The 26,497-nt window shown below is 57.6% G+C and carries 20 protein-coding genes; 11 read left to right on the top strand and 9 right to left on the bottom strand.

Annotated elements, in window-relative coordinates; genetic code table 11:
• Positions 1-124 precede the first annotated feature (124 nt).
• The 9 genes from ACTRWH_RS05115 to ACTRWH_RS05155 all read right to left on the bottom strand — a co-directional run bounded on the left by ACTRWH_RS05115 (position 125) and on the right by ACTRWH_RS05155 (position 11,665).
• Positions 125-1,876, bottom strand: coding sequence for a hypothetical protein (locus tag ACTRWH_RS05115; protein WP_462826033.1), 1,752 nt, complete (start codon positions 1,874-1,876; stop codon positions 125-127).
• Positions 1,877-2,176: 300 nt separating this feature from the next.
• Positions 2,177-3,859: a fatty acid CoA ligase family protein gene (locus ACTRWH_RS05120; RefSeq protein ID WP_462826066.1), complete on the bottom strand. Its 1,683-nt coding sequence runs from the start codon at positions 3,857-3,859 to the stop codon at positions 2,177-2,179.
• Positions 3,860-3,916: 57 nt separating this feature from the next.
• Positions 3,917-4,495: a peroxidase-related enzyme gene (locus tag ACTRWH_RS05125; RefSeq protein WP_462826034.1), complete on the bottom strand. Its 579-nt coding sequence runs from the start codon at positions 4,493-4,495 to the stop codon at positions 3,917-3,919.
• On the bottom strand, positions 4,492-5,400 hold the full coding sequence (locus tag ACTRWH_RS05130; RefSeq protein ID WP_075195368.1) for a hydroxymethylglutaryl-CoA lyase: 909 nt from the start codon (positions 5,398-5,400) through the stop codon (positions 4,492-4,494). Before ACTRWH_RS05130 ends, ACTRWH_RS05125 begins: the two co-directional genes overlap by 4 nt.
• Complete coding sequence (locus ACTRWH_RS05135; protein ID WP_462826035.1) at positions 5,400-7,397, bottom strand: acetyl-CoA carboxylase biotin carboxylase subunit; 1,998 nt, start codon at positions 7,395-7,397, stop codon at positions 5,400-5,402. Before ACTRWH_RS05135 ends, ACTRWH_RS05130 begins: the two co-directional genes overlap by 1 nt.
• A gap of 2 nt (positions 7,398-7,399) precedes the next feature.
• Positions 7,400-8,206, bottom strand: coding sequence for an enoyl-CoA hydratase-related protein (locus ACTRWH_RS05140; RefSeq protein ID WP_462826036.1), 807 nt, complete (start codon positions 8,204-8,206; stop codon positions 7,400-7,402).
• Between the two features lie 14 nt (positions 8,207-8,220).
• Positions 8,221-9,828: a carboxyl transferase domain-containing protein gene (locus ACTRWH_RS05145; protein ID WP_126810722.1), complete on the bottom strand. Its 1,608-nt coding sequence runs from the start codon at positions 9,826-9,828 to the stop codon at positions 8,221-8,223.
• A gap of 198 nt (positions 9,829-10,026) precedes the next feature.
• Positions 10,027-11,193, bottom strand: a complete 1,167-nt coding sequence (locus ACTRWH_RS05150; protein WP_462826037.1) for an acyl-CoA dehydrogenase family protein — start codon at positions 11,191-11,193, stop codon at positions 10,027-10,029.
• Positions 11,194-11,218: 25 nt separating this feature from the next.
• The gene (locus tag ACTRWH_RS05155) at positions 11,219-11,665 is read right to left on the bottom strand and encodes a MerR family transcriptional regulator (protein ID WP_127402279.1); all 447 of its coding nucleotides are present in this window, start codon (positions 11,663-11,665) and stop codon (positions 11,219-11,221) included.
• Between the two features lie 102 nt (positions 11,666-11,767).
• On the opposite strand from ACTRWH_RS05155, the gene ACTRWH_RS05160 reads away from it, so the two are divergent.
• From ACTRWH_RS05160 to ACTRWH_RS05210, 11 genes are all read left to right on the top strand, one after another.
• Positions 11,768-12,529, top strand: a complete 762-nt coding sequence (locus ACTRWH_RS05160; protein WP_007153315.1) for an SDR family NAD(P)-dependent oxidoreductase — start codon at positions 11,768-11,770, stop codon at positions 12,527-12,529.
• A 713-nt stretch (positions 12,530-13,242) separates the two neighbouring features.
• On the top strand, positions 13,243-14,553 hold the full coding sequence (locus ACTRWH_RS05165; protein ID WP_007153314.1) for a nucleotide sugar dehydrogenase: 1,311 nt from the start codon (positions 13,243-13,245) through the stop codon (positions 14,551-14,553).
• Positions 14,554-14,646: 93 nt separating this feature from the next.
• Complete coding sequence (locus ACTRWH_RS05170) at positions 14,647-16,131, top strand: glycosyltransferase family 2 protein (protein WP_041334401.1); 1,485 nt, start codon at positions 14,647-14,649, stop codon at positions 16,129-16,131.
• A 63-nt stretch (positions 16,132-16,194) separates the two neighbouring features.
• The gene (locus ACTRWH_RS05175; protein ID WP_051946516.1) at positions 16,195-17,376 is read left to right on the top strand and encodes a PilZ domain-containing protein; all 1,182 of its coding nucleotides are present in this window, start codon (positions 16,195-16,197) and stop codon (positions 17,374-17,376) included.
• A 14-nt stretch (positions 17,377-17,390) separates the two neighbouring features.
• On the top strand, positions 17,391-18,767 hold the full coding sequence (locus ACTRWH_RS05180; protein ID WP_036202674.1) for a tetratricopeptide repeat protein: 1,377 nt from the start codon (positions 17,391-17,393) through the stop codon (positions 18,765-18,767).
• Between the two features lie 5 nt (positions 18,768-18,772).
• Entirely contained in the window at positions 18,773-20,212 is a 1,440-nt protein-coding gene (locus tag ACTRWH_RS05185; RefSeq protein ID WP_462826038.1) for an alginate export family protein, read from the top strand.
• Between the two features lie 9 nt (positions 20,213-20,221).
• Positions 20,222-21,814 (top strand): right-handed parallel beta-helix repeat-containing protein, encoded by a 1,593-nt coding sequence (locus ACTRWH_RS05190; RefSeq protein WP_085681794.1) that lies wholly within the window; start codon positions 20,222-20,224, stop codon positions 21,812-21,814.
• Between the two features lies 1 nt (position 21,815).
• The gene (locus ACTRWH_RS05195) at positions 21,816-23,234 is read left to right on the top strand and encodes an MBOAT family O-acyltransferase (protein ID WP_434050122.1); all 1,419 of its coding nucleotides are present in this window, start codon (positions 21,816-21,818) and stop codon (positions 23,232-23,234) included.
• A gap of 11 nt (positions 23,235-23,245) precedes the next feature.
• Positions 23,246-24,397 carry an alginate O-acetyltransferase AlgX-related protein gene (locus ACTRWH_RS05200; protein WP_462826039.1) on the top strand — a complete coding sequence of 384 codons (1,152 nt, stop codon included), beginning with the start codon at positions 23,246-23,248 and terminating at the stop codon, positions 24,395-24,397.
• An 11-nt stretch (positions 24,398-24,408) separates the two neighbouring features.
• Positions 24,409-25,062, top strand: a complete 654-nt coding sequence (locus ACTRWH_RS05205; RefSeq protein WP_041334419.1) for an alginate O-acetyltransferase AlgF — start codon at positions 24,409-24,411, stop codon at positions 25,060-25,062.
• Positions 25,059-26,483, top strand: coding sequence for an alginate O-acetyltransferase AlgX-related protein (locus tag ACTRWH_RS05210; protein WP_462826040.1), 1,425 nt, complete (start codon positions 25,059-25,061; stop codon positions 26,481-26,483). Before ACTRWH_RS05205 ends, ACTRWH_RS05210 begins: the two co-directional genes overlap by 4 nt.
• Positions 26,484-26,497 lie beyond the last annotated feature (14 nt).

The following is a 26,497-nucleotide window of genomic DNA, read 5'->3' on the forward strand; positions in this document are numbered from 1 at the left end:
CTATGTTCTTCGTGCCTACAAGTTTTCCTATTAAACTTACTAATATCGATAATTCCTAGATTAGTTCAGCCGCATCCGCTCCCAAGCCCACATTATTTATATTATTCTGGGCTTATGGCACTTGTTATGTCATCTCACAGTTTGATATTGCAGTCTCAAGTAGCCGCTTCACGTTATCTTTGAAGTCCTTGACTCGTTCGGATGTTGCAAATGGGGGAACGGAGCGTTTTAAGATCGCCTCAATATCCGCCCTACGCAAAGATGTTGACCCACGTCCACTGTAACAATAAGCAGTATTCCAATCCTGATGAGGAACCTTGATAATTTCGTGACGTGCGAATTCGATTACCAATTTATTGAACTGCCTACGAATGCTATTTAAGCTTTCTCTTTTGAAGGTGTCGCTTACTTCTTGCTTCCAGGCTATAGGCTCAGCTATGAACCTCTCCATCTCCTCATTCAATTTTTCTTCAAAATCCGTTATCGGAGTAAACATCCTAAAGCCGTCAATACCCATATCCATTCTGAGATTGAAGGCCTCAACTGTTTTCCAGTGCTGCGCGGACAGCATATCGCGATACAGGTCATTAAATTTCTTAGTTGACTCAACAAGAAAGGCAGAAAGCATTTCGAAGTCATAGACTGGGGCCACAAAGGATCGCTGGAAGCGCGATATCTCATGCGCCTGATCGAAAACTCTGCTTACCTGCTGTTTCCCTGTTTCAGACATTCCTTCATTTTGAAGACTTCCAAGGAATAAAATCTTGTTTTCATCCGGTTCAACATCAAGACCATCATCACGCAAAGAAGCTAGTACATTTGCTAAGCCATCTCTGACATCCTCAACTCGATCCTCATCAGTAGGAGCTTCCGAATCGTATGGTTCGACTTCGTCGAGTTTAGTGAAAAGCAAAAACAGTTTATCGCCATAGCCACGTTGAAAAATGCTTTTCAGTGCGCTTTTCCCCCCTGCAATAAAAGGCTTCTTGCTCTCTTCTATTAAAAGAATTGCATCGGAATCATAAAAATAGTCGTAATGTCTAGAGTCTAATTGTCCCGCTTCTTTCGTATCGTGACCTATACCTTCACCATCAATAATAATTGCTTCTACACCTTCTCGTAGCCAAGGAGCCTTTAAGTTTCCGCGTATCCGAGCGTATTCAATGACAGGCGATATTGAGTCGATTTCGCTTGACAGCAACGCTTTGCATTTTTTTACGAAATGCTCTCTTTCCGTTGTTTCATACTTATGGAGCCTCCACTCTGGCCCCAAATTTTCGCCGTCGCATGATTCTGCGGTAACTCGTTGAATTTCTGATATTACGGCGTCGCGAATATCAGAATACGGGGCGCCAAGTTCTGATATTACAAATTCCGTGAAGATATCAGTTTCGTCTTTGTCTTCTGGAAAATCTTGTTGATAGGCGTGAACACCATTCTCTAAGGCTGGAAGCAAATTGGCTATTTGATCGGCTATATGTCCTGAAAGCTCTGTTGAAAGAAGATAATAAAGACGGAATCTTTGATCGCTGGTTTGGCGGATGTTTTTTATTATTTTATCTTCGGCCCGATCTTTGTAGAACTTACCAATCGCATCTTTGAGGATTTCATCTACGTAGCTCTCAATTTCTGAGATGGGCTTCAGTACTACCGTAAGATCAAAGCCTCTTCCATTGTGTATTACGTATTCAGTTGGTGCTACCGTTGTTCGTTTTTGACGGGTTGTTGGGAATTTGCTTTCTTCTGTGCCAAGAAGCTTTCTGATAACTGTGGTTTTACCGGCTCCGGTGTCACCAAGAAAATACAATTTTGGCAAATCAAGAGGAGCAGGGCTTACCATATTTAACTCGTTTTGAATTTCTTGGTAGCGGCTCATAGCTCTACGCTCCTTTTACGTTTTGATTATTCAGGCGTAACAGGGATTTCATGGCGGCTATACTCCTGAAACAAATTCGGCTGCTTCATTATTACGATTCCGCTTTTAAATGAATAACAAAAAACAGCAAAAATCAATATGTTGGAATGCGGCTGATCAGTATTCCTGTGATCTCGCCGCACAATAACGAAGCGCGCTTCATGGTTCCAGCCTCTTTGAGAGAGTATACGCAGCGTACACAAATAACAAACCCCAGCACATGGCTAGGGTTTGAGGTAGGAAAGGACTAGAAGAGGGGCGTTACCGCTTCAACCCCATCTCCTCAATAGAAATCTCCCGCATCTTGAACTTCTGAATCTTCCCGGTGACGGTCATCGGGAATTCATCCACGAACTTGTAGTTCCTGGGGATCTTGAAGTGGGCGATTTTGCCTTTGCAGAATTCCCGCAGTTCGTCGCTGGTCACCGGGTCTGCGTCCGGGTTGAGTTTCACCCAGGCGATGAGTTCTTCGCCGTATTTGTCGTCGGGAATGCCGGTGACCTGCACTTCCTCGATGGCGGGGTGGGTGTAGAGGAATTCCTCGATTTCTTTCGGGTAGATGTTCTCGCCGCCGCGGATGACCATGTCCTTGATGCGGCCGACGATCTGGATGTAGCCGTCTTCGTCCATGGTGGCCAGGTCGCCGGTGTGCATCCAGCCGGCGCTATCGATGGCTTCGCGGGTTTTCTCGTCGTTGTTCCAGTACTTCAGCATCACGCTGTAGCCACGGGTGCACAGCTCGCCGATTTCGCCGCGTGGGACCACGTTGCCGTTGCCGGGGTCGACGATCTTGGTTTCCAGGTGTGGCTGGGTGCGGCCCACGGTGGTGACCTGTTTCTCGAACGGGTCCAGGGAGCTGGTCTGGGTGGACACGGGGCTGGTTTCGGTCATGCCGTAGGCGATCTGCACTTCTTTCATGTTCATCTTGCCGTTGACCTTTTTCATCACCTCTGCCGGGCAGATGGAACCAGCCATGATGCCGGTGCGCAGGGTGGAGAGGTCGTAGGTCTCGAAGTCCGGCTCGGCCAGTTCGGCGATGAACATGGTGGGCACGCCGTACAGGGCGGTGGCTTTTTCCTGATGCACGGCCTGCAGTACGGATTGGGGCTCGAAGCCTTCACCCGGGTAGATCATGGTAGCGCCGTGGGTGATGCAGCCCAGGTTGCCCATCACCATGCCGAAGCAGTGGTACAGGGGCACGGGAATGACCAGGCGGTCTTTCTCGGTGAGCAGTTGGCTCTCCGCCACAAAGTATCCGTTGTTGAGGATGTTGTGGTGGGTGAGGGTGGCGCCCTTGGGGTTGCCCGTGGTGCCGGAAGTGAACTGGATGTTGATGGGGTCATCGAACTGCAGTTGGCCCTGTACCTTGTCCAGTTCTTCCTGGCTGACGTCGCTGGCGAAGCCGACGAACTCAGCCCAGGTCCACATGCCGTCGTGCTTGTCTTCGTCCAGGTTCACCACGGTGCGCAGCTCGGGCACTTTCTGGGCCTTGAGCTTGCCCGGGGCGGCGGCTTTCAGTTCGGGGGCCAGGTCGTAGACCATCTTGCGGTAGTCAGAGGCCTTGAAACTGTCTGCCGTGACCAGTACGGAGATACCGGACAGGTTCATGGCGTAGTCCAGCTCATGCACGCCGTAGGCCGGGTTGATGTTGACCAGAATGGCGCCCACTTTGGCGGTGGCGAACTGGGTGACGGTCCACTCGTAGCGGTTGGGGGACCAGATGCCTACGCGGTCGCCGCGTTTGACGCCGATGGCCATGAAGGCGCGGGCGGCTTCGTTGACCTTTTCCACGAACTCTTTATAGGTCCAGCGGATGTCCTGGTGCAGGGCAACCAGGGCTTCGGTATCCGGGTATTTCTCGGCGGTGCGGTCGAGCATTGCGCCGATGGTCATGCCCAGCAGGGGTACTTCGGAGGTACCGCTGGTGTAGCTGGGAAGAGTCATGCTCATGGTGTCTGCCTCCATTGTTTTTGTCGTCGAGGGCAAGCAGTGTGGAATCTGCTAGCGACTCTGGCTGTGATACTCAGGGTTCGGTTGCATATCGCTGGCGATGGCCACGCGATTGGACATGTTGTAGAAACCGATCAGGTTGCTCAGGTCCCAGATGGCACTGTCGCTGAGGCCTGCGTCCCGCAGGGCCTGGGTGTGCTCTTCGGTAACGGTGGCCGGGGAGCGGGTGAGGTGCGATGCGAAATCGAGCATGGCGCGCTGGCGCTTGTCGAGTTTGGCGCTGCGGTAGTTCATCACCATGTGTTCGCCCAGCACGGGGTCGCCACTCAGCACCCGCACGGCAGCACCGTGGGCCACCAGGCAGTAGAAGCACTTGTTTTCGGAGGACACCACAACAGCGACCATCTCGCGTTCCAGTTTGCTGAGTTCGCCTTCGCCGAGCATCAGTTCGTTGTAGAGCCGGGTAAAGCCCTCAAGCTGCTTCAGGTTCTGGCTGTACGCGGTCAGAACATTGGGGATCATGCCGAGTTTTTCCTGGCAGATCTGGAAGTACTTCTGGGTGTCTTCCGGCATGTCCTTGATCTCGGGGATCGGGAGATCCAGGGCGACGACGTTGTTGTGATGGCTCATGAGCAGTTTCCTCCGAGAGCTTGGCCGACTTTTGAGCCGTTATGGCGTTTGAGTTGTCCACTGATCCACTCGCCGGTGGTGACCAGTTTGTCCAGATCGACGCCGGTCTTGATGCCCAATCCGTTCAGAAGGTATAGCACGTCTTCCGTGGCGACGTTGCCGGAGGCGCCCTTGGCGTAAGGGCAGCCGCCGAGGCCGGCAACAGACGCATCAATCACCGAGATGCCTTCTTCCAGCACCGCGTACAGATTGGCCAGTGCTTGGCCGTAGGTGTCGTGGAAGTGGGCGGCCAGCTTTTCGATGGGCACTTCGGCGGCAACGGCTTCGAGCATGCGCTTGGCTTTCAAAGGGGTGCCCACGCCGATGGTGTCGCCCAGGGAGATTTCGTAGCAGCCGAGTTCGGCCAGGGCCTTGGCGACTTTGGCCACCTGCTCGGGGGCGATGTCGCCCTCGTAGGGGCAGCCGAGCACGGTGGAGACGTAACCCCGCACCGGGATGTGGTGCTGTTTGGCCGCTTCCATCACCGGCAGGAAGCGTTCAAGGCTTTCGGCGATGGAGCAGTTAATGTTTTTCTGGCTGAACGATTCCGACGCAGCCCCGAACACGGCGACTTCATCCACCCCGGCCGCCAGGGCGTTTTCGAAGCCCCTGAGGTTGGGGGTGAGCACGGAGTAGCGCACACCGGCTTTACGCTTGATGCCAGCCATCACCTCGGCGGCGTCACCCATCTGGGGCACCCATTTCGGGGACACGAAGCTGGCGGATTCGATGTGGTTGAGGCCACAGTCGGCCAGCCGGTCGATCAGGCCGGTCTTGATGGCGGTGTCGATCACCGGGCCGGGTTCGTTCTGAAGGCCGTCCCGGGGGCTCATTTCAACCAGTCTTACCTGGGTCGGAAAGGCCATTAGCTTGCCTCCTCGTCGTCGGTGACTTCGATGGCGATCAGTTCAGCGCCTTCGGACACCTGATCGCCTTCGGCGAAGAAGATGTCGGTCACCACACCGTCGGCCGGGGCCTTGATGGCGTGCTCCATTTTCATGGCTTCCATGATCACCAGGCTCTGGCCGGCGGTCACGGTGTCGCCTACCTTGGTCTGTACCGCCACGATGGCACCGTTCATGGGCGCGGCCAGGCTGCCTTCACCGGCCATTTCCTCGAAGCCGTAGGTTTCGCGGTAGAGGACGCACTGGAAGGTGTCACCTTCGTAGAAGAGCACCAACTGATCGTTGTGCAGGTTGCCGTGAACGCTGATGCGGTGGCCGTTGATGACCGCCTGCAGGTAGTCGTCGTCCAGCTTCGCCGTCAGGTTGTAGACACTGTCACCAACAAAAACCTGATAGCGGTCGTCCCGTTCCAGCACTTTGAGTTCGTGGATATCCTCACCCACCTGCAGTTGCAGGGGCTGGGCGTATTCCGAGTTCATGCGCCAACTGTTCTGGCGGCCAAACGGGGACCAGGGATCGGTGCTGATCACTTCCCGGGACTTGCGCTGTTCCAGCACGAAGCCGGCGGCCAGTACCAGGGCTTTGTGGGTGTCCAGTCGGGATTTCGGGAACAGCAGTTCGCGATGGTCCTCGATAAAGCCGGTGGTCAGATCCGCTTCCCGGAACGGCTGGGCGTCGGCCAGGGCGTGGAGGAAACGGATGTTGGTCTTCACGCCGGCAATGCGGTAGTGCTCCAGAGCCTGCACCATGCGGTTGATGGCCTGGTCTCGGGTTTCGTCCCACACGATCAGTTTGGCGATCATCGGGTCGTAGTGGATGCTGATGTCGTCGCCTTCGGTGACGCCAGTATCCACCCGTACATGGGCGCTTTCATCGGGCGTGCTCAGGTAGCGCAGGTTGCCGGTGGCGGGCAGGAAGTCCTGGTCCGGGTCTTCGGCGTAGATGCGCGCTTCCAGGGCGTGGCCCCGGGTTTTCACCTGGGCCTGTTCCAGCGGCAGCGCATCGCCCCAGGCGACTTTCAACTGCCATTCCACCAGGTCCTGGCCGGTGACCATCTCCGTCACGGGATGCTCCACCTGCAGGCGGGTGTTCATCTCCATAAAGAAGAAAGAACCGTCCACGTCGTAGAGGAATTCCACCGTGCCAGCGCCCACATAGTTGATGGCCTGGGCAGCTTTGACGGCCGCCTCGCCCATGGCTTTGCGGGTGTCGTCGCTCAGGCCGGGAGCGGGGGCTTCTTCCAATACTTTCTGATGGCGGCGCTGAACCGAACAGTCGCGCTCGGCCAGGTAGACGCCTTTGCCGCTCTTGTCGCAGAACACCTGAATTTCCACGTGGCGTGGCTGGGTCAGGTAGCGTTCGATGAGCATGTCGGGGTTGCCGAAGGCGTTCTTCGATTCCCGTTTGGCCGCTGCCAGGGCGTCGTCGAAGTCTTCCATGCGCTCGACCACGCGCATGCCTTTACCACCGCCGCCGGCGACGGCTTTCAGCAGCAGCGGGAAGCCGCACTTCTCGGCTTCTTTGCGCAGGGTCTCCGGCGACTGGTCGTCACCGTGGTAACCGGGCACCAGCGGCACACCGGCTTTTTCCATAATGGCCTTGGCGGCGGACTTGGAACCCATGGCCGCGATAGCGGAGGAGGGCGGGCCAATGAACACGATGTTGTTGGCTTCGCAGGCTTCGGCGAACTGGGTGTTCTCGGAGAGGAACCCGTAGCCCGGATGCACTGCCTGGGCGCCGCTTTCTTTCGCCACCTCAATGATCTTGTCGGCTTTCAGATAGCTCTCGGAGCTGGCTGCGGGGCCGATGTTGAAGGCTTCGTCAGCCATGGCGACATGGCGCGCGTCGGCGTCGGCGTCCGAGTAGACAGCGACAACGCGAATGCCCATGCGGTGGGCGGTCTGTATGATCCGGCAGGCGATTTCGCCCCGGTTGGCGATCAGGATTTTGCTGAACATGGTTATTCTTCCTCCGGAACCCAGTTGGCCTTGCGTTTGTTCAGGAAGGCACCAAGTCCCTCCTGCCCTTCGGCACCCACCCGGATGTCGGCAATGCGTTGTGCGGTATCGTCGATCACATCGGCGCTGATCGGCTTGTGGCTGACGGCAAACACCAGATCTTTAGCCGCTTTCATGGCTTCTGGGCCGTTGATGGCCAGTTGCTGCAGCATCTCGTTACAGCGTGCGTCCATGGCCTCAACATCGTCACAGACGATGTGCACCAAGCCGTATTCCTGCGCCTGCGTTGCGGTAAACACTTCGGCAGACAGGAAGTAACGGCGGGCCTGGCGCTCGCCAATGGCGCGTACCACGTAAGGGCTGATCACAGCGGGGATCAGGCCGAGTTTCACTTCGCTCAGGCAGAAGCTGGCCTTGTCGGTGGCCAACACGATGTCGCAGCAGGCGACCAGGCCGACAGCACCACCGAAGGCGGCGCCCTGCACCAGGCCGATCACCGGCTTGGACAGGTGGTTGAGCACGTTCATCAGCCGCGCCAGTTCCCGCGAGTCGTCCAGGTTTTCCTGGCGGCTGTTGTCCGCCATGCGGCGCATCCAGCCCAGGTCCGCCCCGGCGGAGAAGTGTTTGCCTTCGGAGCGCAGGATGACGACCTTCACGTTGTTGTCAGCGTCGACGTTCTCAAGCGCAGTAATCAGCTGCTGGATGATCACGTCGTCGAAGGCGTTGCGCTTGTCCGGGCGGTTGAGAACCACCTCGGCAATGCCGTCGGACCGGTGTCTGAGCAGGACTGCGGATTCGTTGTCTGTCATGTCAGTCTCCCCGATTACATCCGGAACACGCCGAAGCGTGTTGGCTTGGCCGGGCGGTTAAGGGTGGCGGACAGGCTGAGGGCAACCACTTCCCGGGTCTGGGCCGGGTCGATCACGCCGTCGTCCCACAGCCGCGCGCTGGCGTAGTAGGGGTGGCCCTGGTGTTCGTAGGAGTCGACGATGGGCTTCTTGAACTCAGCCTCTTCCTCGCTGCTCCATTCCTGGCCTTTGCGCTCCATGCCTTCACGCTTGACGGTGGCGAGTACGCCGGCGGCCTGTTCGCCGCCCATCACGGAGATGCGGGCGTTGGGCCACATCCACAGGAAATCGGGGCTGTAGGCGCGGCCGCACATGCCGTAGTTGCCGGCGCCAAAGCTGCCGCCGATCAGTACGGTGATCTTGGGCACCTCGGCGCAGGCCACGGCCATGACCATCTTGGCGCCGTGCTTGGCGATGCCTTCGGATTCGTGCTTCTGGCCCACCATGAAGCCGGTGATGTTCTGCAGGAACAGCAACGGGATGTTGCGCTGGCAGCACAGCTCAATGAAGTGCGCGCCTTTCTGGGCAGACTCGCTGAACAGGATGCCGTTGTTGGCGATGATGCCCACCGGGTAGCCGTGGATATGGGCAAAACCGGTCACCAGGGTCTGGCCGTAGTAGCGTTTGAATTCGTCGAATTCGGAGCCGTCGACGATGCGGGCGATGACGTCGCGCACGTCGAACTGTTTACGCAGGTCGGTGCCGACAATGCCGTAGATTTCTTCGGCGTTGTACAGCGGTGCCTTGGGTTTGCGGATCTCCACGTCGGCCGGTTTGCGGCGGTTGAGATTGGAGATGCAGCGACGGGCGATTTCCAGGGCGTGGGCGTCGTTCTCGGCGTAATGATCGGCCACCCCGGAGACTTTGCAGTGCACGTCGGCGCCGCCCAGGTCTTCGGCGCTGACGACTTCACCGGTAGCAGCTTTCACCAGTGGCGGGCCGGCCAGGAAGATGGTGCCCTGGTTGCGTACGATGATGGATTCGTCGGCCATGGCGGGTACGTAGGCACCGCCGGCGGTGCACAGGCCCATGACGACGGCGATCTGGGGGATGTCATCGGCAGACATGCGGGCCTGGTTGTAGAAGATGCGGCCGAAGTGGTCGCGGTCCGGGAAGACGTCGTCCTGTCGTGGCAGGTTGGCGCCGCCGGAGTCGACCAGGTAGATGCAGGGCAGGCGGTTCTGCAGGGCGATTTCCTGGGCGCGCAGGTGTTTCTTGACCGTGAGCGGGTAGTAGCTGCCGCCTTTAACGGTGGCGTCGTTGGCGATGATCATGCATTCGGTGCCGGAGACGCGGCCGACGCCGGCGACGACGCCTGCGGCCGGGACTTCTTCATCGTAGACGTTGTAGGCGGCGAACTGGCCGACTTCCAGGAAGGGGGAACCGTCGTCCAGCAGGCGGTTGATGCGCTCCCGGGGGAGCAGTTTGCCGCGGGCGATGTGGCGTTCCTGGTAGGAGGGGCCGCCGCCTTGCTGGATGGTGGTCACTTTGTCCCGCAGGTCGGCCACGGCCTTGGCCATGGATTCCTGGTTCGCCTGGAATTCTTCGGACCTTGGGTTAACTTTGCTTTGCAGTATCGTCATTTTCCTGGCCTCGAGTTACGGGGCTTCGGGACTGACAGGGTGTCTTTCCGGGACACGCTACGAGCACATCCATGTGCGCTTGACTCCGGCCATCCATGGCCGGAGACATTCCCGGAAAGACACCCCGCCAGTCCCTCGTCATACTTTGGGTGCTGGCCTCTTTAAAGCTGTAAGGACCAGTGGCTTTGAGCTGCTTTATCAGTTGTTCAGGTACAGCTCGCGACCGATCAGCATCCGGCGGATTTCGGACGTGCCAGCGCCGATTTCATACAGCTTGGCGTCCCGCAGCAAACGGCCTGTCGGGTACTCGTTGATGTAGCCGTTACCGCCCAGCAACTGGATGGCGTCGAGGGCCAGCTTGGTGGCCATTTCGGCGGAGTAGAGGATCGCGCCGGCGGCGTCTTTGCGGGTGGTGTTGCCGCGGTCGGCGGACATGGCGACCATGTAGACGTAGGACTTGGCGGTGTTCATCCAGGTGTACATGTCAGCCACTTTGCCCTGCACCAGCTCGAATTCACCGATGGCCTGGCCGAACTGCTTGCGCTCGCGGATGTAGGGTACGACCACGTCCATGGCGGCTTGCATGATGCCCAGCGGGCCGCCGGAGAGGACGAGGCGTTCGTAGTCGAGGCCGCTCATCAGGACTTTGGCGCCGTTGCCTTCGCCGCCCATGACGTTTTCCTTGGGTACCTTGGCGTCTTCGAACACCAGCTCACAGGTGTTGGAGCCGCGCATGCCGAGTTTGTCGAGCTTCTGGGCCTGGCTGAATCCCGGGGTGTCGCGTTCCACAATGAAGGCGGTGATGCCGCGCGGGCCGGCAGACGGATCGGTTTTGGCGTAGATCACATAGACGTGGGCGTCGGGGCCGTTGGTGATCCACATTTTGCTGCCGTTGAGCACATAGTGGTCGCCGGCGTCTTTGGCGCTGAGTTTCATGGAGACGACGTCGGAACCGGCGTTGGGTTCGGACATGGCCAGGGCGCCGATGTGTTCACCGCTGATGAGCTTGGGCAGGTACTTTGCTTTCTGCTCGTCGGAGCCGTTGCGGTTGATCTGGTTAACGCACAGGTTGGAGTGCGCGCCGTAAGAGAGTCCCACGGATGCAGAGGCACGGCTGATTTCCTCCATGGCGATGACGTGTGCGAGGTAGCCCATGCCGGAGCCGCCGTAGGCTTCGTCAACGGTAATACCCAGCAGGCCCATGTCACCGAACTTTTTCCACAGGTCGTTGGGGAACAGGTTGTCATGGTCGATGGCTTCGGCGCGGGGGGCGATTTCACTGGCGGCAAAGCCGTTGATCTGCTCGCGCAGCATGTCCAGGGTCTCGCCGAGGCCGAAGTTGAACTCTGAGTATTGTGATTTCATGGTTGGCTACCTTTTAATCTTGCTGTTATTTCTGCTCGGTGGACTCAGGCTCTTTGGTGGTGGCCTTTGTCTGTTTACGCTTTCGTTGTTGCAGGTCAGCAAGCGCCTCGCGGCATCTTGCTTCTGCGGTGTCCATTTCCATTTCTGCCTGGGCAATGTCGTTTTTCTGTTGCTCCAGTTGCGCCCGTTTGCGAGCCAGGGTGTCCAGCATCAGCAGGAGCTGTTTCTCGTTGCCGCTGAGGGTTTCGTCCCACAGGTCAAAAAGCTCCTTGGTTTCCGACAGGGAAAAGCCCATGCGTTTGCCCCGGAGGATCAGCTTCAGCCGCACCCGGTCCTTCGAGCTGAAGATCCGGGTCTGGCCGCGCCGGGTGGGGTGCAGTAGACCCTGATCTTCGTAGAAGCGTACGCTTCGTGTCGTCACGTCGAACTCTTTGGCCAGCTCGCTGATGCTGTAAGTTTTCTTGATGTCCATAGAGATTTCCTTTTTAGACTTAGGTTAGATAAAGTTTACGTAAACGTAAAGTATTTTTAAGGCCCGATTTCAACCAACAGATATGTGAAACAGGAGTGAATGATGGAATTCAAAAATGTGGCAGCGATTGTAACAGGCGGTGCATCCGGCTTGGGCGAGGGCTCAGCGCGTGCCCTGGCGGCGGCTGGGTGCCGTGTGGCGATTCTGGATGTTCAGGAGGAGCAGGGTAGAAAAGTGGCGGAAGACATTGGGGGCGTCTTTATTTACTGCGACGTGACGTCTTCTGAGAGTGCGGAAGCTGCGTTCAGCGAAGCCCGTAAGGCGCATGGGCCCTGCGGCGTGGCGGTCAGCTGCGCGGGTATTGCTCCGGCCGCAAAGATCCTGGGCCGGGACGGTGTGATGCCGCTTGAGGCATTCAGCAAGGTGGTTCAGGTCAACCTGATTGGCTCCTTCAATATTCTGCGGCTTGCTGCGGCCGATATGGCCCAGCGGGAGCCCAATGCGGATGGCGAACGGGGTGTGATTATCAACACGGCGTCTGTGGCGGCGTATGAAGGGCAGATTGGCCAGGCAGCCTACAGTGCGTCAAAGGGTGGCGTGGTATCGCTGACCCTTCAGGCCGCCCGCGAGCTTGCTCGGGAAGGTATTCGGGTCAACACTATTGCTCCGGGAATCTTTATGACGCCAATGATGGCGGGTATGCCACAGGAGGTGCAGGACAGTCTCGCGGCCACGCTGCCTTTCCCCAAGCGATTGGGCAAGGCTGAAGAGTTTGGCATGTTGGTGGATCAGATGGTGCGCAACCCGATCCTCAACGGTGAGGTTATCCGCCTGGACTGTGCACTGCGCATGGCGCCTAAATAAAGCAGCTGCGCGTTAACACGAATCTCGTCTCTTTGGTGAGGTTCAGTGGTGGAGCTCAGTCGGTGATCGGCTGAGTTTCACTGTCTTTGAGCGGTATTTTTCTCGATACGACCCTGTATAACGACGAAAGATTCAAATGGGTTCCATACGAAAAAATCGCGTTTGATTCGATTTTATAATATCGATTTTTATTTTTTTGCGATTACGAAATAGAAAAGCGCACTCCTTTCTCTCATATGTACCTTATCGGTGCATGCTCTGATGATTTCCTTTTTCATTTCTTCTGCGTTGTCAGGCGACTAGGTCTTTCCTGTATTCCAATTGTGCACACCAAAAATCAAGACATGTATCCCTTGCCTATAGTTGAAATTATCTTTTCGTAACAGGCATTTAACGTTTCGTTACGATAGTTTTCTGGCTGTTGGAACGCTGTGGACGACGTAGATCGCTTGCCGGTGATTTGTCCGTCTTCGTGTTCCCCCAACTCAAACTGGATACTCAAAAGGCGCATCAGGGCAACGTTTTCTGTTGAGCTTGCCTGTTCGTAATCAGACACCGGTCGCGGGGAAAAGTTCAAAAAAGAACCTCTTTTCCGATTTCGGGGTCGCTGTACCGAGCCTTTTGAGTGTCATCAGTCAACCAGTAGTCAGTCGTTGGATTCATGGCGGCTCCCGGGTGGGAGTCGCTGGATGACAGTCAGGGGAGTAAAGGATATGCGAGTCAGTATTTTTGGTTTGGGTTATGTCGGGGCGGTGTGTACCGCCAGTCTGGCCCAGCGGGGGCATCACGTGGTCGGTGTGGATGTGTCGCCCATCAAAATTGATCTGATCAACAGCGGCAGGTCTCCCATTGTGGAGCCGGGGCTGGAGGAGCTGCTCCGGAGCGGGCGCGAGAACGGATTCATCAACGGCGTTACCGACGGGCACATCGCGGTCCAGGAGAGTGAGCTGTCGATGATCTGCGTGGGCACGCCCAGCAAGCCAAATGGCGATCTTGATCTGCAGTTTGTCGAGAAAGTGTGCGGCGATATCGGTAATGCCCTGAAGGACAAGGGTGACTGGCACTTGGTAGCGGTGCGTAGCACGGTGCTGCCCGGAACGGTTCGTGAGGTGGTCATCCCGGCTTTGGAGAAAGCGTCCGGGAAACGCGCCGGCGTTGATTTCGGTGTGTGTGTGAACCCGGAATTCCTGCGGGAAAGCACGGCGATCAAGGATTATGACCACCCTCCGATGACGGTCATTGGTGAGCTCGACGAACGCTCCGGCGAGTTCCTGGCGCGGATATACCAGGACCTTGATGCCCCCATCATCCGTAAGCCCATCGAAGTGGCTGAGATGATCAAGTACACCTGCAACATCTGGCACGCGACCAAAGTCAGCTTCGCCAACGAGATCGGCAATATTGCCAAGTCGATGGGCGTGGACGGCCGGGACGTCATGGACGTTGTCTGCCAGGACAAGAAGCTGAACATTTCACGCTATTACATGCGTCCGGGCTTCGCCTTCGGCGGTTCCTGCCTGCCCAAAGACGTGCGGGCACTGACCTATCGGGCCAATCAGATGGACGTGAAGCACCCGCTGCTGAGTTCCATCATGAGCAGCAACAATGAGCAGGTTGCCCACGCCTTCAAGATCCTCACCAGCTATGGCTGCCGCAAGGTGAGCATGCTCGGCCTGAGCTTCAAGTCCAACACCGACGATCTGCGGGAAAGCCCGCTGGTGGAGCTGGCCGAGATGCTGATTGGCAAGGGGTATGACCTGCAGATCTTCGACCGCAACGTGGATTACGCCCGCACCCACGGCGCCAACCGCGAATACATCAACCAGAAGATTCCGCACCTCTCGAACCTGATGCACAGCGACCTGCGTGGCGTGATTGATCACGCGGACGTGATCGTGGTCGGCAATAACGACGAGCTGTTCGAAACGGTGATTTCGGAAGTGCCTGAGGGCAAGCGGGTGATTGACCTTGTGGGCTTCATGAAGACCACAAGTACCGAGGTGCTGGAAGGCATCTGCTGGTAGGTCTTCACCCCCATGCGTGACGTCCTGGTGCCCTGGTGGGGCGGGGCGTCACGCTCAGAAAACGCACGGAATGTTATTTCAGGAACGGACGGCATGTCTTATATCTCAGACAACATAGTGTCCAGAACAGGCGGTTGGCTGCTTTTTCTCTCCGTACTCGGGGCGTTGGCGATCTCTTTGCCCACTACCTACACGGTGAGGGGCGGCGCCCACTTCCTCCTGGTCATCGGGGTGATTGGTATCTGGCGGTACTCCGTTGGGTTTATCCACTTTTTGCGTGCGATGTATTTCCTTAAATGGGCATTCCCCAAGATTCGGCGCCGGGCAAAGGCGTTGGGCGAAGACGCCGCTCCGTCCCATGTCTATCTGATGGTGACCAGTTTCCGTATCGATGCCGACACCACGGCCATGGTTTACAACTCTATTATCCGCGAAGCGGTTGAGTGTGGTTGGCCGACAACGGTGGTGGCATCGGTGGTGGAGCTTTCCGATGAAATGCTCATGCGGGCAATGTGGCGGAAGCTTGACCCACCCAGCCACATCAGGCTCAAGATTGTGCGCATTCCGGGGACCGGTAAGCGGGATGGTCTGGCGTACGGCTTTCGTGCCATTTCACGGGATCTGCCTGACGAGAATGCCGTGGTGGCCGTGGTGGACGGCGATACCGTGCTGGAACCCGGAGTGGTACGTAAAACCGCCCCTTACTTCCGGTTGATGCCGAACATCGGCGCGCTGACCACCAACGAGTTTTGCGAGGTGCGCGGCAGCTATCTGATGTCTGAATGGCACAAGCTGAGGTTCGCCCAGCGCCACATGAATATGTGCTCGATGGGGCTGTCGTATCGGGTTTTGACGCTCACCGGTCGCATGTCGGTATTCCGGGCCAGCGTGGTTACGCGCCCGGAGTTCATCAGCGACGTGGAGTATGACTCCCTGAAGCACTGGCGGCTGGGCGAATTCCGCTTTCTGACCGGCGATGACAAGTCCAGCTGGTTCAGCATGATGCGCCTGGGCTACGACACCTTCTATGTGCCGGACGCCACGATTCGCACAGTGGAGCATCCACCTGACCCCAGCTTTATCCGTTCTGCCCGTCAGCTGATGTTTCGCTGGTATGGCAACTCCCTGCGGCAGAATTCACGGGCTACCAAGCTTGGCCCCCGGCGCCTTGGATGGTTTACCTGGTACGTGCTTTATGACCAGCGCATTTCAATGTGGACCAGCATCCTGGGGCTGACTGCGGCTATCGTCGCGTCCATCAAGTACTCCGGTATTGTGCTGGTGGCCTACCTGCTTTGGATCGGGCTTACCCGTTTGGTGCTGACGTTGCTGCTTATCACTACCGGACACTCGGTCGGGCCAGCCTATCCGTGCATTCTCTATTTCAACCAGATCTTCGGCTCGCTGGTGAAAATCTATGTCTTTTTCCGGCTCGACCGACAGTCGTGGACACGCCAGAAAACCCGGTTCAGCGCGAACAACGCGTCTTTCCAACAACGCATGAACCGTTGGTCGTCAAGAGTGATGACGATATCCGCAGGCAGTGTCTTTCTGGCGGTGGTGATGAAGCTGGTATAGCGCAAGGGGAGTTTTTCTTATGTACACCAATCATCGTTGGGACAACACACAAGGATCAAAGCAATGAATATGGCAGCAAGTAGGGCAGATATTGAACCGCAGTTTGTCCATGAATCCGAGGCACAGCGACAGTATGCCCGGGTAAGAATTCCGGCCAAGCTGTTTGTAAACCTTGGTGGCTCAACCCACAACTTTCCGGTGGCCGATCTTTCGGCCGGTGGGTTCAGTGTCAACACGGGCCTGGAGTCGTTTCGTCAGGGCCGGGTCTACAAGGGTCGCCTGGTGTTCAAGGTTGACGGCTTTGATCTTGCCATTGACGTGAACTTTGTCCCGCGCAGTTTCGATTCGATGAATGATCGCTGTGGGTGTGAGTTTCAGGATCTGGGAGCCCGGGAGGTTTCCGCCCTGAGATACCTCATTACCGCATTCCTCAGCGGTGAAGTGGTTTCCGCCGGCGATGTGCTCAACACGCTGTCCCGCGAAAACTTCACCAAGGCCCGCAAAGGCAAGGGCAGCAATGACCTTGGATTCTTCGGCAAGCTTCGCGCCATGGTCGGAAGCCTGATCGTGATGTTGATAGGTCTGTTTGCGATCAGCTTTGTGGTTTCCGAACTGTGGGACATCTACTTCGTAACCAAGGCGGAGTCCGCCATGGTGGCGTCGGAGCAGATTCCCCTGCGGATTCCCAAAGACGCAAAGGTCACAACGCTGGTCAAGCCTGGGCAGGAGGTTAAGGCGGGCGAGGCTATCGCTACTTTTGACGCGCCCATGATGTCTTATGTGAATGACCTGGTTGGAGAGGGCAACTACAGCGTCGGCCAGATCGAAGAGCTGTTGGACCAGCGGGTTCGGGGAACGATCACCAGCCCCTGTGACTGCAAGGTGGTGAACATGAGGCCGGCGGAAGACCAGTACATGAGCAAGGGTGAGCAGCTTGCGGTTATGGCGCCGATGGACTCGTCCGCCCACGTTGTTGCCAACTTCCCGTTTAATCAGGGTGAAAAGCTCGAAGAAGGGCAGCAGGTGATATTGCGGCTCCCCAACGGCAAGGAACAGACCGGGCACATTACGTCGCTGTATGTGAACTCCCAGGCTCAGGGCGGGCTGGTTGACGTTATCAGTGCGTCTATCGAATCCGCCGAACCGCTGCCGATTGAAGCAATCGGACGCCCCATTGGTGTCACGGTCGACCAGTTCCGGATGCCGAGCCTGCAGAAGGTTGTTGAACGGTTTTCGGAAGGTTGAGGGAGTTGCAGAGCATGAAGCGAGTAGCGTGCATTGCCGGTCTGTTCACTCTGGTGCTGTCTGGTTGCGGCAACCTGCCCGACATTCAGCGGGCTGAGAAGGCTGCTGCCGAAGGTGACGTTCAGGAGGCCCGGGCGCAGTTGGAAAAGCTGGCGAAGTTTGGCCTGGCGGACGCCCAGGTGGAGCTGGGGGATCTTTATGGTGCGCAGGACACACCGGAAGCACGCCAGAAGGCGCTGGATTGGTACAGGAAGGCCGCGGAGCAGGGTAGTGAACGAGCTGCTATCCGGATAGGCAAGATGAATGCGCGGGAAGGGGAAACCCCGGAGCAGCGGGCCAATGGCGCCCGTTACCTGCGCAAAGCGCTTGCGGAAGGTGATAAGACGGCGTTGATCCCGTTGATCAACCTGTACATCCATTTCCCCCGGGAGTTCCCCAACGGCAAACCGCTTGAGCTGATTCAGCAGGCGCGGGAAGCCGGCGATCCCAAAGGTGACGTGGCTCTGGCTCGCTACTACCTGCTGACGGACCAGTTCGAAAGCCACACGGATGAAATTGAAGGGCTGTGCGCGCCCATTGCCGAGGCCCAGCCCGAATGCTTCCAACTGCTCGCCAGAGTGTATCTGGTTGACGGCCGGAGTGAGGATCTGAAGGCACTTGTTGACCGGGCCAAGCAGGCCTGGGAGCAGGGCAGTATTGAAGATCGCGATCTGTACCTGTTCGCGCGGTGGTTGTCGGACGACGAAACCCCGCAAAAACAGGTGGCTGCCACCAACGAACTCTACCAGATGTTGACGCCCGACTACGTGCCCGCCCTGACGGCGCGCGCCAAGTTGATCATGGAGAACAACTACCTCGCTGAACCGAAGGTCGTTATCGAGATGCTTCGGGAGGCGCGAGCCAATGGTGACCTGAAGGCGTCGCTGTCACTGGCCCGGGCCTATGAGCGAGGCCGCATTGTGCCGACCGATCCGAAGAAGGCGATCGAGTACGCCATGGAAGCGCGTGAAAAATACCCCTCGGCGGAATACCTGCTCGGGCGCATCTACAAGCGTGGCTATCTCGGGGAGCCAGATCCCGAAAAGGCCAAGCAGCATCTTCTGACGGCGGCACGCCGAGGCTTTCCAAAGGCGGATTACGCCCTTGCCGAGCTTTACTGGGAAGCAAAAGGCATCGAGGTGAACCGTGTTTATGCCTGGAGTTTCGCGTTGCTGGCAGTGGAGGGCGGCGTTGAGCGTGCCAAAGAACTGATGGTGGATATGGTTCTGTCGCTACCCGAACACACCGAAAAGAGAGCTGAGGCCCTGTACAGGCAGGAACGTGCCGCGCGGCGACAGATGATCGCCGGAGGCACTTCAGGCCCGGCAACGACCACAAAACAAGGAGGATAAGCTCAATGCAGCTTATAACGAACTATCGATTAACTCGCCTCGCACTCTCTGTCAGTTGCCTGGCATCACTCGTCGTAGCGCCCGCCGCAGCGAAGTCTACAGACGAGGCGAACCAGAGTTATCCGCGGCTGGTTGAACAGAACATAAAGTCCAAGCTCAGTTTTATCAGCGAAGGCGACCGGCGCCTTGGACTGGGCTCCAATGGCGAGACCAAATCCAACGAAGCCGGCCTCGACATCAAGCCCGAGTGGGTCTGGCAATTGTCACCTCACTGGCGCTCAAAACTGCGTCTGCAGGCGTTTGGCGCAACCGGTCAGGTGGATGTTAGCGACGAAATCGGCGGCACGACCACCACCGACGGCTTTCTTGCGCTCAGGGAGGCTTGGCTGGATTACAACGGCCTGAGCGACTATCCCGGGGAGTCGATTCGCTTTGGCCGTGAGCGTCTGAAGGAAAACAGCGGTATGTGGTGGGACGACGATATTACCCTCACGCGCTGGATCTTCAACACGTCGCTGCTGGACACCACCGTGGGTGTCGCCCAGAAGTTCGCCGAGTTGCGGACTGACAACAACGAACTTCAGGACGAAGAGCAGGACATTGCTCGATTTTTTGCCCATACACGCTGGCAGTGGCGGAAAGGTCACTACCTGGGCTTCCTGGTGACCCATGGCCAGGGCTACGGAGATCAGGCTGAAGAATACGCATTGCGAGGCCAGACGCTGGATGAAGGTTTCACGGACTCGCTGACCTGGACGGCCCTCCAGGCGGATCGGAGCTATTTTGATTGGCACTCCCACGATACGTTCCAGTATTTCGCGTCGGTTGCGGCAGTGAATGGTACGGACACTGTGGTCGGCACAGACCCCAGTGCGCCCAATGGCTTCAGCGATCGTGAACGCGATGTCTCCGGTTGGGCGGCAGACCTGGGCGCGCGTGCCCAATTGCTGGATACGCCTCGCTGGGTTGTCGGCGCTCACGGTGCCGTTGCGTCCGGTGGTGGTGAGCCTGGCGAAAGTGATGCCTTTCAGCAAACCAGCCTGGAAAGCAACCGCTCAAGGTTTACCGGAACCCGCTCCCAGGTGCCTCGGTTTGGTGAAGCCATTCAACCGGAGTGGAGCAATATCCGGGTCTTGACCTTCTACACCGCATTGTCTGACCGCGATACCTGGGACGCCAACCTGCTGTACCACCGTTACTGGCTGAGTGATGAGAACGGCGCCGTGCGTTCCGACCTGGTCGAGCCAGGCTTTACCGGCAGCAGTGATGACCTGGGCCAATCTGTGGATCTGGTATTGGGCTACTACGGCGATAGCGCTTCAACCTCCTGGGCGGCGTTTGATGTCCGTTTGCGTGGTGGCGTTTTCATGCCAGGGGATGCCTACGGCGAGGACGCAGATGACGCCAGGCATCGGGTAGTTGTAGACGTGTCGAAGCGGTTCTGAGGAGAACTCATGAAAATCCTGGAAACCCGATGGGCTTTTTGCCTTCTTACCACGGTGCTCATATTGCCGCTGAATGCGTTGGCTGCAGCCAGCGCCGACGATGGCAATGTGGTAAATGCGCCGCCGGCGATTGCGCCCTTGGAGGAAGACTATGGCATCGAGATAAAGTCTGGCGAGGAGCTGTATTTGCCTGAGCCTGAGATCCCTGATGTATCCGGCTATAGCCGTGACGCCATCGAGGCAAAGCTTGCCGGTCGGCAGGATTCCGCACCGAATGTAACAGTGGAACGTATGGGCGGGGTCAGTGCACTGGGGGATTTCGTGGACGAAGGGCGGGCGCGCGAGTGGGTGATCCGTCAGTTTTCACATCCTCAGGCGATTATGGTTAACAGCGGAAAGGTGACGCTGGAGGATGTCTATCGGCAGGTGAATGATCGTCGCTACATGGAACAGGTCGGCGATGGTACTTACATCATTCGTTTGCCGCTGGCGGTCAAACAAGAGGCCACCCTGGTTCTGCGCGATGAGACCCTGCGGCTGTCGGAGGAGCGTGGTTCGTTTATTGCCAACGACGGCTGGCTGTTTGCCATTGACAGCAAGATTATTGGGTGGCGCGAGGAGGCCAATGGCCCGGCCACGTTCCAGAAGAAAAGCAACTTCCGTCCGTTCTATGTGGGCTGGGGCGGTAGCGAGAACTTTATTCTCGGCACCACCATGGCAAATCTGGGTTATCTCCAGAGTAAATCCTATGGGTTTACCGTGGCCCAGTACTCTGAGTACGACAACGCCCGTCTGCAGCGCAGCGCGCCCCATGCCTGGCTGGTGGAATCCACCTTCGAGGATCTCTATTACGGGTTTTACTGCTATGAGGCGGAAGACGTTGCCATCGTCGATAACGTCTACCGAGACAACATCGTGTATGGCATCGACCCCCATGACTACTCCAGCCGACTGCTGATTGCCAACAACGAGGTTTATGGCACCCGTGAGAAGCACGGCATCATCATCTCCCGCGAGGTAAATAACAGCTGGATTGTTGGCAACCGTAGCTACGACAACGGGCTATCCGGCATCGTTCTGGACCGTCAGAGCTCCAACAACGTGGTGGCCAATAACGTTTCCTATGACAACCAGGGTGACGGTATCGGGCTCTACGAGTCGCCGGACAACCTGCTCTGGGGCAACCGGTTGATGAACAATCTGCGCAATGGCATCCGTGTCAGAAACAGCAGCAATGTGAATGTCTACCACAACGTTGCGGTGCTCAACGGCACCTGGGGTATTTATGGTCAGTTGAAAGACCTGTCCGCCACCGACCGTAATTTCAAAGAAGACTTCTACTCCTACGAGGTGTCGATGAACGTGGTGGGCGGCGAATTAGCCTCCAACGCCAGCGGCCCCCTGTCGACCGACAACCCTGCTTACATCGCAATTTATGACGTTGGAATGCGATTCCCCAGGTCAGACGTGGGGATCCACTTCGAGGGTGTGCTTGGCAAATACCAGATGCAGATTTTTGACGCACTACGGAACCAGGGGCGTGCAGTATTCATAGAGCCCACGGCTGTGGTGTCGGGCCAGGTTACGCAGGCGGAGAACTGACATGGTTTTTTCATCCAATATCTTCCTGTTTCTGTTCCTGCCCGCCTTCCTGGGGCTGTATTACCTGACACCGTTCAGGCACCGCTCACTGGTTATCCTGATCGGCAGCTACGCCTTCTATGCCTGGTGGCGGGTGGATTTCCTGTTGCTGTTCGTGGCCGTGACCTTCTGGAACTATTTCATCGGCCTGGCAATACACCGCGCCGGTGTTGGCACCGCGAGTGCCCGCAAGTGGGTTGCCATCGGTGTTGGTGGTGACCTGGCGACGCTCGGCTACTTCAAGTACGCCAACTTTGGTGTCGACAGCCTGAACGACCTGCTGGTCAGCGCCGGCAGTCAGCCGCTGGAACTGGCGAATATCATCCTGCCCATCGGCATTTCCTTCTACATCTTCCAGGCCATTTCCTACGTGGTGGATGTGTATCGAGGGGATACCGAACCGACCCGGCGGTTTATTGATTTCGCGGCTTTCATTGCGTTGTTCCCCCAGCTTATTGCCGGGCCGGTGCTGCGTTACAAGGACCTGGCGGATCAGTTCACCTACCGCACCCATACCATGGAAAAGTTCGGTGAGGGCGCGTTCAGGTTCATGCAGGGCTTCATCAAGAAAGTCTTCATTGCGGATTCGATAGCACCGCTGGCGGACAGTGCCTTTGCGTTGTCTGACCCCAGTACGGCGGATGCCTGGCTGGGCATCCTGGCGTACACCGCGCAGTTGTATTTCGACTTTTCCGGCTACTCCGATATGGCCATCGGCCTGGGTCTGATGATGGGCTTCCGGTTTAACGAGAACTTCAACCAGCCCTACATCAGCCAGAGCATTACCGAATTCTGGCGTCGTTGGCACATCAGCCTGTCCACCTGGCTGCGGGATTACCTGTACATCCCCCTGGGCGGCAACCGCAACAGTACGGTCAAAACTTATCGCAACCTGCTACTCACCATGTTGCTCGGCGGCCTCTGGCACGGCGCCAACTGGACGTTCCTGTTGTGGGGTGCCTGGCACGGTCTGTTGTTGTCTGTGGAAAGGGCGCTGGGTGTGTCGGGCAGTCCGTCCGGATTCCGGTTCTTCCGGTGGGCGCTGACCTTCCTGTTCGTGATGCTCGGTTGGGTCACCTTCAGGGCCAGCACGATCACCGAGGCCTTCGGTTTCTACGGTGCCATGTTCAGCTTCGACGGTGCCGGCCTGAGTGATGTCTTTGTCCAGGGCATCCGGGACCTGAACCTGGCGATCCTGGTCGTGGCTTTCGGAGTGATCGCGATGATGGGGCTGAAGGATCGGCTCGGGCATCGTGAGGTTGGCCCCATCCTGTCCGGCTGGCGGTCCGCCGCTGCGCCGTTGCTGGTTCCGGTGTTTGCGCTCGCCGTGTTGAAACTGTCCGCTGAGAGTTTCTCACCGTTCCTGTACTTCCAGTTCTGAGGGTGGATTTGATGACTAAAACGTCTGCACGAATCACAGCTGTTCTCTTCATCGCGCTGGTTCTGGGGCTGGGTGTGCTGTCCTTGCGGCCCTTGCTGGGCTATCAGGCCGAAACGGGGCTGAGCCCAGTCAACGGTGAGTTGGCCCGCAACCTGGAGAGCCATTACGACGATCAGTTCCCGGCGAAGGATCTGGGAACCAATCTCTGGGCCGCGATCAACTACACGCTCTTTGACGAGGGCCGGAAAGGCGTTGTCGTGGGACAAGACGAGTGGCTGTTTACCGATGAGGAAATCTACCCGGCCAGCCGTGACGGCGAGGTGGTCGATCGCAACCTGAGTCGTGTACAGCGCGTCGCCGACTATCTGTTGGCCGAGGGCGTTCCGCTGGTTGTGCTGGTGGTGCCCGCCAAGGCCCGAATCCATTCGGACATGCTGGGCAGTACGAAGCCCGAACCGACGATGATGTCACTGTACGACCGGTTCCAGCAGTCACTGGCGACAGCGGGCATTCCCGCGCCGGAGCTGAAACCGTTGTTGGAGCAGGCGACACGTCATGGAGAGTCGGTGTTCCTGAGAACTGACACCCACTGGTCGCCGAACGGCGCAAACCTCTACGCGAAAGGCGCTGCCGAGTTCATCCGCGATCGCTTCAATGGCCTGTCCTGGGGCGAGCAGAGCTTTGTGACATCCATTGGCCAACCGGTCCAGCACCGTGGTGACCTGCTCAATTACATTCCAGTGGAGCCAGCGTTTACCGACTTCGGTCCTGCACCTGACCAACTGGAACCGAGAACGACGCGCGCCCAGAACGACGGCCAGGCGAACGCCAGCGCCCTGTTTGGCGATGACGTCACCAACACCGTTCTGGTTGGCACAAGTTACAGCGCCAATGAACAGTGGGATTTCCCCGGCGCCTTGCGAAAGCACCTGGGGCAGGACCTGATCAACGTGGCCGAAGAAGGCGACGGCCCTATCGTACCGATGATCGAGTACCTGAACTCTTCCGATTTCCGGGATCAACCGCCGCAATTGGTGATCTGGGAATTTCCCGAGCGTTACCTGGCACAGCCACTGGAGTCCGAACAGGCCCAGGCTTGGTTCCGCCGGGCTGATAACACGCTGACCGCGCAAGCGGATAGCCGTTCTGAAACCAACCCCTGAGGATGATGAAAATGAGAGCACTGATGCATACCGCTTTTTTTGCCCTGATCAGCAGTTTGCTGGTCTCCATGAACATGGCCCAGGCCGGCGAGGACGCGCTTTATGCCGCGGAGGCGCCGGACGGGGCGGCCTTCATTCGCGTGGTGAACGCGGATGCCAGCGGCGCCATCGCTCGCGCCTCTGTGGGCGACAAGGTGATCAAGGAAGTATCGCCGTTGGAGGCGAGCCCCTACATCTACCTTTCTGAGGGTAACTATCAGGTGGACGTTGCCGGTCAGAAGACGTCCGTCAACATGAAAAAGAACGAGTTCTACACGGTGGTTGTACTGGATTCCGGTGAGATGAAAGTGATGAAGGATGTCGCCTTCGACAACCCTCGCAAGGCACTGCTTTCATTCTACAACCTGACCAGCAATAGCGGGGTCACTCTGAAAACGTCCGACGGCAAGGTAGCCGTGATTGATGCAGTGGGCTCCCTTGATGTGGCCAATCGCGAAATCAACGCCGTCAGCATTGCGCTGGGCGCTTTCCAAAGCAACAAGGCGCTGGCAACCACCAGTGAAGTCAATCTGCAGCGCGGCAAGGTATTCAGCGTATTTGCCATCGACGTTGGTGGCGAGCCGAGGCTGGTTGTCGCTGAAAACCGAGTGGATACATCGGTATGAAGCAGGTGTTCAGAGGCCGTGGATTATGGGCGCTGGTTGCGCTCGGGCTGCTCGGCGTCGCGGGTGTAAAGGCCCGCGCCGCCGAGCTGCCCGAGTACAACATCGAACGCTGTTGTGACCTGTGCCCACTCACGGCATACCCATCCAGCTACGACACCGGTTATCTGAAGAACTTCAAGATGCTGGTTCAGGGCAAAGACGGTTGGCTGTTCCGTTCTGAAGCGGAACTGGTTGAGCAGTTCGGGCCGAACCTGGAAGGCCTGAAACACCTGAAGCGCTTTGCCAGGCACCTGAAGCAAACCACCGGTACCGAATTGGTGATGGTGTTCCAGCCGACAAAAGGCCTGGTTCATCCCAATCATCTGCCCGCGACATCGCCGGTGCCGTTCAGCTGGAACGTGGCCCGTAAAAATTACGCTGACGCGTTGATGCGTTTTCGCCAGGCAGGGCTGGTGGTTCCAGACCTGACGCCCCTTCTGGACGAAGAGACACGTGAAGACGCCTTCTTCTTTAAGCGGGATCACCACTGGACACCTTATGGTGCCCGGCGGACCGCGGAGGTCGTGGCGGAGCGAATCAAGGACATGCCGGCCTATCAGTCGCTGTCGCAGCAGGAATTCGTGACTCGTCGGTCCGGGTTGATCCGAAAGGACGGGTCGCTTCAGGACGCGGTTAAACGGATATGCGGTTTCGAGTACGGCTCGCAGTACGTGGACGAGTTTCGCACCGAGTCCTCCGGTACCGGCCAATCCGCTGAAGCCAGCGCCCTGTTTGGCGACCAGGACTTGCCCCCCATCACCCTGGTGGGCACCAGTAACAGTAAGGGTGCCCAGGACTACAACTTTGTCGGGGCGCTGCAGGAGTTTCTGGGTGTAGAGGTGCTCAACGTGGCGGTTGCCGGCGGTAGCTACGACGGCTCCATGTTCGAATACCTGCTTTCCGACAACTTCCGGGAGTCGCCACCCAAGATCATGATCTGGGAGGTGCCCGGTTACCACAACCTCGACAGTGCGGAGTTCTATCGGCAGGTCACACCGATGATCAGTGGTGCCTGTGAGAGCCAGGAGCCGGTGTTGCAGAAAACCACGCCGGTCAAGGCCGGGACCACCGAAGTGCTCTACAACGGCGGTGGACAGTTCATCGAAATGCCGAGCAACGAATACGTCGTCGACCTGCAGTTCAGTGACCCGGGGGTGAAAGAGGTTGATGCCTTCATCTGGTACGTGTTCGGGCGCAAGGACCGCGTGGATATGGAGTACGGCGATCGGGTTGAAACCCCTGGCCGGTTTGTCTTCGAGCTCCCGGAAGGGCCGAACTGGAACGATGAAATGTTCATGTCGCTGGACCTCGCGCTGAAACCGGAGCAGGTCTCGGAAGGCTTAACGGTAACCACGAAAATCTGTCGCCGTCAGGACATCTGACGCACATTCATCCA

The organism is Marinobacter sp. G5_S1_61_S3, assembly GCF_054968585.1.